Annotated in this window: 9 protein-coding genes; 5 read left to right on the top strand and 4 right to left on the bottom strand. The window is 51.7% G+C overall.

The features are described from left to right. Nucleotides 1-36: 36 nt before the first annotated feature. The 3 genes from ACO6UX_RS09080 to ispB form a co-directional block, all read right to left on the bottom strand. Entirely contained in the window at nt 37-2,934 is a 2,898-nt protein-coding gene (locus ACO6UX_RS09080) for an ankyrin repeat domain-containing protein (protein WP_422446874.1), read from the bottom strand. A gap of 257 nt (nt 2,935-3,191) precedes the next feature. Then, a complete protein-coding gene (locus tag ACO6UX_RS09075) occupies nt 3,192-6,002 on the bottom strand; it encodes an ankyrin repeat domain-containing protein (RefSeq protein ID WP_422446872.1) in 2,811 nt (936 codons plus the stop codon). 285 nt (nt 6,003-6,287) lie between these two features. Then, on the bottom strand, nt 6,288-7,265 hold the full coding sequence (gene ispB, locus ACO6UX_RS09070; protein WP_422446870.1) for an octaprenyl diphosphate synthase: 978 nt from the start codon (nt 7,263-7,265) through the stop codon (nt 6,288-6,290). Nucleotides 7,266-7,769: 504 nt separating this feature from the next. Here ispB and rplU point away from each other — a divergent pair. The 4 genes from rplU to proB all read left to right on the top strand — a co-directional run bounded on the left by rplU (nt 7,770) and on the right by proB (nt 10,952). Continuing rightward, nucleotides 7,770-8,081: a 50S ribosomal protein L21 gene (gene rplU, locus ACO6UX_RS09065; RefSeq protein WP_101748326.1), complete on the top strand. Its 312-nt coding sequence runs from the start codon at nt 7,770-7,772 to the stop codon at nt 8,079-8,081. A gap of 95 nt (nt 8,082-8,176) precedes the next feature. Continuing rightward, nucleotides 8,177-8,434, top strand: a complete 258-nt coding sequence (gene rpmA / locus ACO6UX_RS09060; protein ID WP_020581555.1) for a 50S ribosomal protein L27 — start codon at nt 8,177-8,179, stop codon at nt 8,432-8,434. Between the two features lie 194 nt (nt 8,435-8,628). Continuing rightward, nucleotides 8,629-9,828 (top strand): Obg family GTPase CgtA, encoded by a 1,200-nt coding sequence (cgtA, locus tag ACO6UX_RS09055; protein WP_269672981.1) that lies wholly within the window; start codon nt 8,629-8,631, stop codon nt 9,826-9,828. Further along, the gene (gene proB, locus ACO6UX_RS09050) at nt 9,825-10,952 is read left to right on the top strand and encodes a glutamate 5-kinase (RefSeq protein ID WP_422446867.1); all 1,128 of its coding nucleotides are present in this window, start codon (nt 9,825-9,827) and stop codon (nt 10,950-10,952) included. Before cgtA ends, proB begins: the two co-directional genes overlap by 4 nt. Before the next feature lie 81 nt (nt 10,953-11,033). On the opposite strand, the gene rpsT is transcribed toward proB, so the two are convergent. Beyond that, nucleotides 11,034-11,303, bottom strand: coding sequence for a 30S ribosomal protein S20 (gene rpsT / locus ACO6UX_RS09045; protein WP_101748329.1), 270 nt, complete (start codon nt 11,301-11,303; stop codon nt 11,034-11,036). Between the two features lie 417 nt (nt 11,304-11,720). On the opposite strand from rpsT, the gene murJ reads away from it, so the two are divergent. Next, complete coding sequence (gene murJ / locus ACO6UX_RS09040; RefSeq protein WP_422446865.1) at nt 11,721-13,298, top strand: murein biosynthesis integral membrane protein MurJ; 1,578 nt, start codon at nt 11,721-11,723, stop codon at nt 13,296-13,298. Nucleotides 13,299-13,350: the final 52 nt, after the last annotated feature.

Genomic DNA, 13,350 nt, shown 5'->3' with positions numbered 1-13,350 from the left:
ATTTATCCAATGTCAGAATTTATTTTGGTTAACTACTTAATTACCTGAGCTGAGTCCTGGATCTGGAAAAGGGTTAATCAGCAGTCTTTCGCACTCTGCATGGCCTTCTTTGCGGGCGGCGTCCCGGGGCGTCAAGCCACGGTTACTTTTTATACTGATGTTAATGCCGGGAGCTTTAAGTAGCGCTTTGATGGACTCTGCATGGCCAAATTTGGCAGCGCAGTACAGGGGCGTGAAACCCTTGAGTGTTTTCACATTGACGTCAATGCCTGTGGCGTTCAATAAAAGCGCGATGCACTCTACGTTGTCTTCTATGGCGGCCCAGTGCAGGGCCGTAAAGCCCCCAGGTCGTGCCATATTGACGTCAATGCCTTTGGCGTTCAATAACAGCATGACGCAGTCTGTATGGCCAGATTGGGCAGCGGAACTCAGGGGCGTGAAGCCTTCGTCAGATATCACATTGACGTCAATGCGGTCATCGGTCAATAACGCCGAGATGCACTCTGCCTTACCTGCCGCGGCAGCCGAGTTCAGGGGTATGCCTGCGTCAGACCTCACATTGACGTCAATGTCGGCGGCGGTCAGTAATGCCATGATGCACTCTGGGAAGTCTTTTATAACAGCACAGAACAGGGGCGTATAGCCATCGTCATTCTGCACATTGACGTCAATGCCGTCGGCGGCCAATAACGCCCTGACACACACTACGTAGCCTGAGGCAGCATAGTGCAGGGGTGTCAAGCCATCGTTATTTTTTACATTGATGTCAATGCCTGTGGTGTTCAACAACTCCGTGACACACACTACGTGGCCTTCTGAGGCAGCATAGTGCAGGGGTGTCAAGCCATCGTTATTTTTTACATTGATGTCAATGCCTGTGGTGTTCAACAACTCCGTGACACACACTACGTGGCCTTCTGAGGCAGCACAGTGCAGGGGCGTAAAGCCATCGTTACTCTTCACATTGACGTCAATGCCGTCGATGGTCAGTAACGCCCTGACGAACGCCACGTGCCCTTTTTCGGCAGCGATGTGCAGGGGCGTCGAGCCATGGATATTTTTCTGGTTAACCTGCGGCTTGCCTGATTTCAACAGGTATTCCAATGCAGGCAAATTACCGGAACTTGCAAAGCACGCCAGGGGGGTGTCCAGATCATCGTTCAAGAAGCTGGTCAATGGATCACAATGACCGGTTAACAGAAGATTGGACAGGGCTTCGGTCTGGCTCAGAATAAGGGCCTGTTTAAACAGTCGCTGGCAATCATGGGGTGTCAGTAACTTTTTCATATCCTCGTGGGAAAAATCAGAGACCTGCCAGCTGGCCAGGCGTGATGTGATTGACAACACATTTATTCCCTGTTGTTGAAGTCCCAATAAGACCGGCTTCAGCAGCGGTGTATCGATCAGCCAGTCCAGTACGCGTGGAGCAATGCCTGGAGTAATGCCGGGAGTAATGAACGTTGTAACAGAGGCAAAGTGACCAACTACACATTGGTATAACGTTTCTTTAAAAGTGTCATCGTGTTTAATCAGCTTCTCACTGAGTTGGTTGGCAAGTGCCCTGGTCACCATCGCTGGTATTTTACCAAGCTGTTCGATGGTGGTGTGTTGCAGGAAAAACGAGGCAATATGCCGGGCCTTATCGGTTTGCTCCATTGCCTGGGTGAGCAGGGCATAAATGGTGGTTTCAGGCCAGGTTGAGAAGTCAATGGACATTAAATGCAGCAATGTCAGCGAGGTGTGATTATTCGCATTAAAAGTACACGCCAGCCCCGTCGGCAAGTACTGGTCATGATTAAATACCCAGAAGAAAAGCTGGTTGATGGTGCCGATATGCCAGGCCGAATCGACACCTGCAGGAATAGTGGCGAACACCTGGGCCGATGATTCACAGAAATGGCTGGCCACCCAGGCCAGTAACTTTTCCCGATACCGGCCAAGGTAATAGTTGCCATCGCCAGTTTCTTCGATGACGGTCCTGAGATCAAGGGACTGTTCTCCGCCTGTTTGCAGTAAATGATTGACCGGTTTAAAGAGTGCGCTTTCAAGCGTCCCCATTCTCTCTGAAGTCAGTTCAAAGGGGGCAATAACGTCGGTTTCCCATGCCTGTACGCCCAGTTTTTGTAGGGTTGCACTGAGCTGCTCAGACCACCCGGACGAGAGTTGATGCAGGATAGTACAGGCGTTGACTGACAGTGGTGCAGCCGCAAGAAATCGCCGGGTAAGATCATCACCCAGATGGGTCGGTGCCGAAGTGTCAACGATATGGGGAAGCCCCAGAGGCTCACAGAAAAGATTGTGCAAGCTGTGCTTCCAGTGAACCTCCATGCCTGGTGGTATATCAACCAACCTCTCCCGTTGCAGCTCAAGCAGGAAAGACTGGATAAATTGATCAAACAACTCACTCCTGACATTGAAGATCTTCCCGCCCAGCCCTCCCCGTAAGGCTTCCAAATTAAGAAAACTCAGGGTAAAGCGGTCGTGAATAACGGGAGCGCACTCCTGAATGTCGCTCAGGCAGTCATGAAGTATCCCAGCGATGTAATTTTGGTTGTCAGCATTTGGATCGTGTTGTTGATCCCTGAGTTGCATGACTAACTGTCGAATCTGGAAGCGTGTCTCACGATACTGGGTGAGCAGGATGTTTTTAAGATGTTCAGGTGGTGATTCCAGTTTCTCGTGAAAAATATCTAATGATGTATCGTATTGATCATTAACGTAGGGTTGTACCAGTTGTTTCATCTCCTCAATATCATTCAGGAAACGGGTTTTTATCTCAGGAAAGGCGGCATGGGTTTCCAGTTCCTCGTAACAATGAACCCCGGGCAATTCAATATATTCTGGCTGCTGGGCAACCGTTGGCTTTTCAGAAGCAGTATCTGGTTGCCAGGGTTGGAAAAGTATTGAGTTGATTTCTGTATTTAACGAAAGCATGAATTTATCCAATGTCATATTTGTTTTGGACATATTCGATTTCAAAATAGTGGAAAAGTTGCATATTAATGGCTTGCATTAATTATTGAATTTTTAGCTATTAAAATGAATATGGTGATATTGGCGTGGGAAAAACAGGTAACGAATAAACCGGGAACTGCCGACCCTGACCCGAATATTTCATAAATGTGCTCCCTCACCCCCCCCCTTTGAATTTGTCCCGGAATAACTTCATCATTTTACTCAGTCCGGGCTAATCAATTACCAGAGCCAAGTCCCGGGTCAGGAAAAAGTGGAATCAGCAGTTTTTCGCACTCTGCATGGCCTTTTTTGCGAGCGGTGTCCCGGGGCGTCAAGCCGTCGCTGCTTTTTACACTAATGTCAATGCCGGGAGCTGTAAGTAACGCTTTGATAGACCCTGCCCGGCCAAATTCGGCAGCGCAGTGCAGAGGTGTGAGACCCTTGATTGTTTTCACATTGACGTCAATGCCCTTGGCGTTCAATAACAGCAGGACGCACTCTACGTTGTCGCCTATGGCAGCCCACTGCAGGGGCGTAAGGTGCCCAGGTAGTGCCATATTGACGTCAATGCCTTTGGCGTTCAATAACACCATGATGCAGTCTGTATAGCCAGATTGGGCAGCGCAGCTCAGGGGCGTCATGCCTGAAGACGAAGTCAAATTGACGTCAATGTCGTCAGCAGTCAGTAATACCTTGATGCACTCTGCGAAGTCTTCTACAACAGCGCAGTACAGGGGCGTATAGCCATAGAAGCACTTAACATTGACGTCAATGCCGTCGGCGGACAGTAATTCCTTGATGCACTCTGCGTGGCCTTCTGCGACAGCACAGTACAGGGGCGTATAGCCATCGTCATTCTGCACATTGACGTCAATGCCATCGGCGGTCAATAACGCCCTGACACACACTACGTGGCCTTCTGAGGCAGCACCGTGCAAGGGCGTCAAGCTATCGTTATGTGTCACATTGACGTCAATGCCTGTGGTGTTCAACAACTCCGTGACGCACTCTGCGTGACCTCTCAAGGCAGCATAGTACAGGGGGGTCACGCCATTGTTATTCTTCACATTGACGTCAATGCCGTGAATGGTCAGTAACGCCCTGACGAACGCTACGTGCCCGTTTTCGGCAGCGATGTGCAGGGGCGTCGAGCCATGGATATTTTTCTGGCTAACCTGCGGGTTGCCCGGTTTCAACAGGTATTCCAATCCAGGCAAATTACCGGAGCTTGCAAAGCACGCCAGGGGGGTGTCCAGATCATTGTTCACGATACTGGTCAATTGATCACAATGACCGGTTAACAGAAGATTGGACAGGGTTTCGGCCTGCCTCAGAATAAGAGCCTGTTTGAACAGTCGCTGGCAATCATGGGGTGTCAGTAACTTTTTCATATCCTCGTGGGAAAAATCAGAGACCTGCCAGCTGGCCAGGCATGATGTGATTGACAATACATCTATTCCCTTTTGTTGAAGTTTCAATAAGACCGGCTTCAGCAGCGGTGTATCGATCAGCCAGTCCAGTACGCGCGGAGCAATGCCTGGAGTAATGCCTGGTGGAATGAACGTTGTAATAGGGGCAAAATGATCAACTACACATTGGTATAACGTTTCTTTAAAAGTGTTATCGTGTTTAATCAGCTTGTCACTGAGTTGGTTGGCAAGTGCCCTGGTCACCATTGCTGGTATTTTACCAAGCTGTTCGATGGTGGTGTGTTGCAGGAAAAACGAGGCAATATGCCGGGCCTTATCGGTTTGCTCCATTGCCTGGGTGAGCAGGGCATAAATGGTGGTTTCAGGCCAGGTTGAGAAGTCAATGGAGATTAAATGAGGCAATGTCAGCGAGGTGTGATTATTCGCATTAAAAGTACACGCCAGCCCCGTCGGCAAGTACTGGTCATGATTAAATACCCAGAAGAAAAGCTGGTTGATGGTGCCGATATGCCAGGCCGAATCGACACCTGCAGGAATAGTGGCGAACACCCGGGCCGATGATTCACAGAAATGGCTGGCCACCCAGGCCAGTAACTTTTCCCGATACCGCCCAAGGTAATAGTTGCCATCGCCAGTTTCTTCGATGACGGCCCTGAGATCAAGGGACTGTTCTCCGCTTGTTTGCAGTAGATGATTGACCGGTTTAAAGAGTGCGCTTTCAAGCGTCCCCGTTCTCTCTGAAGTCAGTTCAAAGGGGGCAATAACGTCGGTTTCCCATGTCTGTACGCCCAGTTTTTGCAGGGTTGCACTGAGCTGGTCAGACCACCCGGACGAGAGTTTACGCAGGATGGTACAGGCATTGACTGACAGTGGTGCAGCCGCAAGAAATCGCCGGGTAAGGTCATCACCCAGATGGGTCGGTGCCAGTGGGTCAACGAAATAGGGAAGCCCCAGAGGCTCACAGAAAAGATTGTGCAAGCTGTGAACCCAGTGAATCTCTATGTCTGGTGATATATCAACCAACCTCTCCCGTTGCAGCTCAAGCAGGAAAGACTGGATAAATTGATCAAACAGCTCACTCCTGACATTGAAGAGCTTCCCGCCCAGCCCTCCCCGGGAGGCTTCCAAATTAAGAAAACTCTTGGTAAAGCGGCCGTGAATACCGGGAGGGCACTCCTGAATGTCGTTCAGGCACTCATGAAGTACCCCGGCAATGTAATTTTGGTTGTCAATATTTGGATCGTGCTGTTGATCCCTGAGTTGCATGACTAACTGTCGAATCTGGAAGCGTGTCTCACGATACAGGGTGAGCAGGCTGTTTTTAAGATATTCAGGCGTTGATTCCAGTTTCTCATAAAAAATATCTATTGATATATCGTATTCATGATTAACGTAGGGGTGTACCAGTTGTTTCATCTCCTCAATATCATTCAGGAAACGGGTTTTTATCTCAGGAAAGGCGGCATGGGTTTCCAGTTCCTCGTAACAATGAACCCCAGGCAATTCAATATATTCCGGCTGATCGGCAACCGTTGGTATTGGTGGCTTTTCAGAAGCAGTATCTGGTTGCCAGGGTTGGAAAAGTATTGAGTTGATTTCTGTATTTAACGAAAGCATGAATTTGTCCAATGTCATATTTGTTTTGGACATATTCGATTGCAAAATAGTGGAAAAGTTGCATGTTAATGGCTTGCATTGACCTGACTTCAGCAGTTGATCACCCCTGAGCCATGGCTGCTGGGATTGCTTTCGTTGGAATGCGACACCAATCCTGAAAACCGCGGTTAGATATTTCTGGAGACTGCGGTGAACCTGCCTTTGGTCCAGCCCTAAAAAAAGGGCCGGTATTCACAAAATACCGGCCCCTTCGCTTGCAAGGGTTCGCCTTAAAACAAATGCTGATTAACAGCTTCTGACAACCGCGAAGTCCGCAAGGTCCGCCATAGCACTGCGATACTTGCCTTCTGGCAATAAGTTCAGGCAACGTTTTGCTTTGGCTGTGTATTCCCGGGCTTTAGCCGCAGTGTACTGAAGTGCTCCACAGCTGCGAACCGCTTCCACAACGGCTGCAATATTGTCCCGGCCGCCTTGCTCAATCGCTTCCCTTACCAGCGCCTTTTGTTCACTGGTGCCATGTTTCAGGGTGTAAATCAGCGGTAATGTCGGTTTGCCTTCTGCCAGATCATCCCCGAGGTTTTTACCCATGGTTTCCGTATCGCCCTCATAGTCCAGCAGATCATCCACCAGCTGGAAGGCAATGCCGAGGTAATTACCGTAGTTAGCCATATCTTTTTCCAGTTCCGGGCTGGCTTTGCTCAGCACAGCGGCCGTCTGGCTGGAGGCCTGGAACAGCATGGCGGTTTTGCAGCGGATGACTTCCATGTAGTCATCTTCGGTAACATCAGCATCATTGATGTTCATCAGCTGCATAACCTCACCCTCGGCAATGACATTGGTGGCGTCCGCCAGAATATGCAGCAGCTTGAAGCTCTCCAGCCCTACCATCATCTGGAATGCGCGGGAATAGAGAAAATCACCCACCAGAACGCTGGGCGCGTTGCCCCACAGGGCATTCGCCGTGTCTCTGCCGCGGCGCATGTCTGACTGATCCACCACGTCGTCATGCAGCAGGGTGGCAGTGTGCAGGAATTCAATAATGGCGGCCAGTGGTACGTGGTTGCAGTCATTGTAACCACAGGCCCGGGCAGTCAGCAGTACCAGCAATGGGCGTAGCCGCTTGCCACCGGACTTAATGATGTATTCACTGATTTTGCTGACCAGGGCGACGTCAGAGTGCAATTGATCGTGAATGCACTCGTTCACCCTGCGGAAATCGTCGTGGACTGCGATCTGAAAAGAGGCTTGTTGTTTGTCCGGCATCTGGCTTATTTGGTGGGGCGAAATTGGGCATCGTATTTAGTGCTACTGCAACTGTCAATAGCAGCCGGTGATGAAGGCATTAATACAGGGTCTTTGCGGGGTGCCTACTTATTTCAGTGAAACAGGCAGCAGACCTGCTGACCCCTTTCACCGGGCAGGGCAGGATAAAATGCCAACAGGTCTTGCCAGTGAGGCTTGACTCCCTTAAAATTTGCGCCCCTATCTGAGAATCCGGTGCGGTGTGCCGCTTTGTCATGGATTGCTGATTAATAGCTGGTTTCAGCTGCCCTTCAGCTCATGAGGTGCCGCCCATCCCTGATGGTAACTGAAAGGCCGTACTGGTCTTGTTGGAGCCATCAGCTTCTTTAATAGCCATCAGCTTCTTTAATAGCTGTCAGCTGCAAAAGAAGTGGTTTTTAGATAGCTAAAAATTCCACCATGCCTTTCCAGGGCCGGTGGATGCCTTTGACAAAGAGGCTCTTAAGGATTTTCGGAGATCAAATCATGTACGCAGTTATCAGAACTGGTGGTAAGCAGTACCGCGTTACCGAAGGAGAAATCCTGAAGGTAGAAAAACTGAGCAACGCCGCTGGCGAAAGTCTGGAAATCAACGACGTTCTGCTGATCGCCAATGGCGAAGAACTGAAAGTTGGTGCTCCAGTGGTTGAAGGTGCCAAGGTTACTGCTGAAGTTATCAGCCACGGCCGTGGTCCAAAAATCAAGATCATCAAGTTCAAGCGTCGTAAGCATCACCGCAAGCAGATGGGCCATCGTCAGTGGTTCACTGAGCTGAAGATCACCGGAATTGCCGGTTAATTATTGCTGACAGGTTTTTTTAACCTGTTGATTACTTCTAAGGACGGTCTCTGGTGTGGTAGCTGGCGGCAGGTCCGGGATAAAAGGAGAGCAAGATGGCTCACAAAAAAGCTGGCGGTAGTACCCGCAACGGTCGCGATTCAGAAAGTAAACGCCTTGGTGTCAAAATCTTTGGTGGTCAGGCTATCCAGGCGGGTGCCATCATCGTTCGTCAGCGTGGTACCAAGTTCCACGCTGGTGCTAACGTAGGCATCGGTAAGGACCACACCCTGTTCGCCAAGGCCGACGGTAAAGTCGTGTTTGAAGTGAAGGGTCCTAAAAAGCGCAAGTATGTCAGCGTAGCTGCTGCATAATGGCGTTCGGGCTGTCAGTGATTATCTGATGATTGCTGACGGCTCACCCTGAAAGCCCCGCTATCGCGGGGCTTTTGTTTATCTATTGACCGGACAGTGCCTACAGGTAAGCCCTGACATCTATTAAGGGTTTACCTGCAGGCATTGGCAGATGACTGGTTACGCTGCAATTATGGTTGCAGGAGAGTGGCGCAATGAAGTTTGTAGATGAAGCGACAATCACGGTTCAGGCGGGTAAAGGTGGTAATGGCTGCCTGAGCTTTCGCCGTGAAAAATTTATTGAAAAAGGTGGCCCCGATGGTGGCGACGGTGGTGATGGTGGCAGCATCTATGTGATTGCTGACAACGACCTGAATACCCTGGTGGATTACCGCTACCAGAAGCACTACCAGGCACAGAACGGTGAGCCGGGTCGTGGCCGTAACTGTACCGGTGCCAAAGGTACGGATATCGAGCTGAAAGTGCCGGTGGGCACCACGGTTGTGGATAACGAGACGGAAGAGGTTATCTGCGATCTGACCCATGTTGGTGAGCGCGTCAAGGTCGCCCAGGGTGGCTTTCACGGGTTGGGGAATACCCGTTACAAATCCAGTGTTAACCGTGCGCCGAGACAGACCAGCCCGGGTTCTGAAGGCGAGCGCCGGGATCTGCGCCTTGAGCTTAAGGTGATTGCCGATGTAGGCCTGCTCGGTATGCCCAATGCGGGCAAGTCTACGTTTATTCGTGCCGTATCCCAGGCTCGGCCAAAGGTGGCTGATTATCCATTTACTACCTTGGTTCCAAATTTGGGCGTGGTGGCGGTGGATCGTCATCGTGGCTTTGTTATTGCCGATATTCCCGGTCTGATTGAGGGCGCTGCTGAGGGTGCTGGCCTCGGTATTCGTTTCCTCAAGCATTTGGCCCGATGCCGTATTCTGCTGCACCTTGTTGATGTGGCACCTTATGATGACACCGATCCGGCGGAGTCTGCCAAGGCAATTATTCATGAGTTAGAACAGTTCAGTGAAACCCTGGCGAACCGGGATCGCTGGCTGGTGTTGAATAAAGTCGATTTGCTGCCCGACGATCAGCGCGAAGCTGTCTGCCAGCATATTATCAAGGAGCTGAACTGGACCGGCCCTGTTTACCAGACATCCGCTATTGCTGGTCTGGGCACCGGGATTCTTTGTCAGAACATCATGAGCTTTATCGAAGAGCGCGCGCTGGAACAAAGTGAAGATGAAGAGCTGGCCAGACAGGAAGAAGAGCAGCTGAGCAAGATGGAATCTGAGGCGCGCATGCGTATGCGGGAGCTGGCCGAAGAGCGTCGTGCTCGTCGGGCGGCAAAAAAAGCGGCGGATAACGATGACGACGATGATGATGACGATCACGATGTCGAGGTCTTCTACGTATGAGTGAACGCAACCGCTTGCAGGCAGCCCGGCGCTGGGTGATCAAAATTGGCAGTGCGCTGTTAACCAATGAAGGTCAGGGCCTGGATCTTGATCGTATGGACGCCTGGGTGACGCAGATGTGCCAGCTGCGTGATCAGGGCGTGGAGGTTGTGCTGGTCTCTTCCGGTGCGGTTGCGGCAGGCATGGAAAGGCTGGGCTGGATGGAGCGGCCAACAGCGTTGCATCAGCTGCAGGCCGCGGCGGCGGTGGGTCAGGCCCGTCTGGTGCAGGCCTGGGAGGTTGGTTTTCAGAAGTATGGTGTGCAGCCGGCACAGGTACTGTTGACTCACGATGACCACAGTAATCGCCGACGTTACCTGAATGCCCGGAGTACCCTGAAAACCCTGTTGGAAATGGGGGTGGTACCGGTCATCAATGAAAATGACACGGTTGTGACTGACGAACTTCGCTTTGGCGATAACGATACGCTGGCAGCGCTGGTGGCGAACCAGGTGGAAGCGGATGTTCTGGTGATTCTGACGGATCAGGATGGCCTGTTTACCGCCGACCCAAGAATCAACCCTGATGCCAGGCTGATGCATGAAGTGCGTGCCGGGGATGAGTCCCTGGACGCCATGGCGGGTGGTGGCAGTGGTCGCCTGGGACGTGGTGGCATGCAGACCAAGTTGCGCGCATCCCGCCAGGCAGCTGCGTCCGGCTGTGCGACGGTGATTGTTGGTGGCCGTGCAGACAATGTGATTACCCGGGTGTTTGCCGGTGAAGAGCTGGGTACCTTGCTGCTTCCGGATCAGGAGCCAATGGCGGCACGCAAGCAGTGGCTCCAGGGGCATCTGAAAACCGCTGGTGAACTGGTGCTGGATGCCGGTGCTGTCCGGGTACTGAAGGAGCAGGGTAAAAGCCTGTTGCCGGTAGGGGTAAAGGCGCTGAGAGGCCGCTTCCAGCGTGGTGAGATGGTTACCTGCCTGGATGAAAACGGCAATGAAGTGGCTCGTGGGTTGATCAATTACGGTGCCAGTGAAGCGGAACGCATTATTGGCAAGCCCAGTCATCAGATTAAGGCGTTACTTGGCTATCAGCGAGAGCCTGAGTTGCTGCATCGGGATAATATGGTGCTGGCGTCTTGATCGTATAGATACAAAAAAACCGGCAAAGGCCGGTTTTTTTGTATCCTGACAACGCGCAGTGGTTGTCTGTCTCAGCGAGGCTCAGGCAGTTGCCAGGGCCTTGATCTGAGCGTTCAGACGGCTCTTGTGACGAGCAGCCTTGTTCTTGTGGATGATGCCCTTGTCGGCCATGCGGTCGATCACAGGTACCGCTGCAGTGAAGGCAGCTTTAGCGGCTTCAACGTCTCTGGTGTCGATCGCCTTGATCACCTTCTTGATAGAAGTGCGAACCATGGAACGCAGGCTGGCGTTGTGCTGACGACGGTTTTCAGCCTGACGGGCGCGCTTGCGTGCAGAAGGAGAGTTTGCCATTTCGGTGCTCCTGGAAATTCAATTTCGTTCGGGTTGTCTCAGGGCGGCTTTGGGGCACCCTGCATGGAATAGGTTGTTTGCCGCAGTTACTGGCAATGGCCCGGGTAAGACATTGTCAGCCCATATCCCACTTTCATTTAGCTCAGGGCTGTATCCAGCTCAGGGCTATACCTGGCTCAAGGCTGTATCTGGCTCAAGGCTATTTAGCCGCCGAACTATGCCGACTCAGGCCGGTCTTGTCAATACGGCATACTGCCTGCAGGGCTTTAAATCTACCGGACTGTGGTGTTTTTTGACGGTCCGGGAGGTGACACTGTTTTTGGGCAAAACCGGCGATTTTCACAATATATGTGGCAATCGCAATTACCTTGGATATGATTGGCTGTTTATTCTTATGCTTTTACATTCAATTGCACCATGAGTGATTCCGATAACAGCCCGCCAGCCAATCAGCCTGAACCGAAAAAATCCGGATTGCTGAGATCCAGCCTGGTGGTGGGGATAATGACCATGCTTTCCCGGGTACTGGGTCTGGCCAGGGATGTGGTGGTTGCTGGCTACTTTGGTTCGACAGCCTCAGCGGATGCCTTTTTTGTGGCGTTCAAAATCCCGAATTTTCTTCGTCGCCTGTTTGCTGAAGGGGCGTTTTCTCAGGCTTTTGTGCCGGTGCTGTCGGAATATCGTTCTAAACGAAGCTTTGACGATGTGCGCGAACTGGTCAGTCGCGTAAGTGGAACCCTGGCGGGGATATTGCTGCTGGTGACGGTTGTGGGTGTTCTGGCGGCTCCGATATTGATCCGGCTGTTTGCGCCTGGCTTTATCAATGAACCGGCAAAACTGGCGCTTGCCGGTGACATGCTGCGGATCACCTTTCCCTACCTGCTGTTGATTTCACTAACAGCTCTGTCGGGCTCAATCCTGAATACCTATGGACGCTTTGCGGTACCGGCATTTACTCCCGTGTTGCTGAATCTGAGTTTGATTGGTTCAACACTTCTGCTAACACCCTATTTTGATCAGCCGGTGATGGCACTGGCCTGGGGCGTAGCGATTGCGGGCATTTCCCAGCTGTTACTGCAGATGCCCTTTCTTTTGCAGATTCGCCTTCTGCCCATGCCCAAATGGGGCGTTCAGCATGAGGGCAGCCGTAGAATCATGACACTGATGGTGCCGGCGCTGTTTGGGGTTTCTGTCAGTCAGATCAACCTGCTGCTGGATACGGTGCTGGCCTCTTTCCTGCAAACCGGCAGTGTCTCCTGGCTGTATTACTCTGACCGTTTATCCGAGCTGCCACTGGGCGTGTTTGGTATCGCCATTGCCACGGTGATTCTGCCCAGCCTGTCAACCAGACATGCAGAAGCAAACGGTGGGCATTTCTCCAGAACACTGGATTGGGCTATTCGTCTGGTTTTGCTGATTGGTGTACCGGCGGCCGTTGCGCTGTTTATTCTGGCCGGGCCATTAATCGCAACCCTGTTTGACTATGGCGAGATGACGGACCGTGATGTGTTGATGTCCGCCATGAGTTTGCAGGCCTACTCCCTTGGCTTGATTGCTTTTATGTTGATCAAAGTGCTGGCACCCGGTTATTTTGCCCGCCAGGACACCAAAACGCCGGTAAAAATTGCCATTATCGCGATGGTTGCGAATATGGCGTTTAACCTGATTCTGGTATTCCCCCTGGAACATGCCGGGCTGGCACTGGCCACAACTTTGTCGGCTTTTCTGAATGCGGGCTTGCTGTATCGTGGTTTGCAACGGTCCGGGGTTTATCTGCCAGCCAGCGGCTGGCTGGTTTATTTCGCCCGGCTGGTGGTTGCTAACCTGGCGATGGCGGCAACGCTGATCTGGCTGGCCAAAGATATTGAACAATGGCTGGCCTGGTCACTATGGGAGCGAGTATCCCAGACTGGCCTGCTGGTCCTGTCCGGATTGGCGGTTTACATCGGTGTGCTTTTACTCAGTGGTATCAGGCCGGGGCAATTCAGGCATTAGGGCCTGTTGACGTTTCGTTGCGTGCTCAGTGACCCGTGGAACCTGCTGGGGT

The organism is Endozoicomonas sp. ALB091 (genome assembly GCF_049310265.1).
In the GTDB taxonomy this organism is placed as follows: domain Bacteria; phylum Pseudomonadota; class Gammaproteobacteria; order Pseudomonadales; family Endozoicomonadaceae; genus Endozoicomonas.
The sequence above is the reverse complement of the archived record's forward strand: the minus strand, read 5'-3'. Positions and strand labels throughout refer to the sequence as shown.

Coding starts and splice junctions, on each gene's coding strand:
- ACO6UX_RS09080 (WP_422446874.1), bottom strand. CDS start 2,934: ATGCTTTCGTTAAATACAGAAATCAACTCAATACTTTTCCAACCCTGG.
- ACO6UX_RS09075 (WP_422446872.1), bottom strand. CDS start 6,002: ATGCTTTCGTTAAATACAGAAATCAACTCAATACTTTTCCAACCCTGG.
- ispB (WP_422446870.1), bottom strand. CDS start 7,265: ATGCCGGACAAACAACAAGCCTCTTTTCAGATCGCAGTCCACGACGAT.
- rplU (WP_101748326.1), top strand. CDS start 7,770: ATGTACGCAGTTATCAGAACTGGTGGTAAGCAGTACCGCGTTACCGAA.
- rpmA (WP_020581555.1), top strand. CDS start 8,177: ATGGCTCACAAAAAAGCTGGCGGTAGTACCCGCAACGGTCGCGATTCA.
- cgtA (WP_269672981.1), top strand. CDS start 8,629: ATGAAGTTTGTAGATGAAGCGACAATCACGGTTCAGGCGGGTAAAGGT.
- proB (WP_422446867.1), top strand. CDS start 9,825: ATGAGTGAACGCAACCGCTTGCAGGCAGCCCGGCGCTGGGTGATCAAA.
- rpsT (WP_101748329.1), bottom strand. CDS start 11,303: ATGGCAAACTCTCCTTCTGCACGCAAGCGCGCCCGTCAGGCTGAAAAC.
- murJ (WP_422446865.1), top strand. CDS start 11,721: ATGAGTGATTCCGATAACAGCCCGCCAGCCAATCAGCCTGAACCGAAA.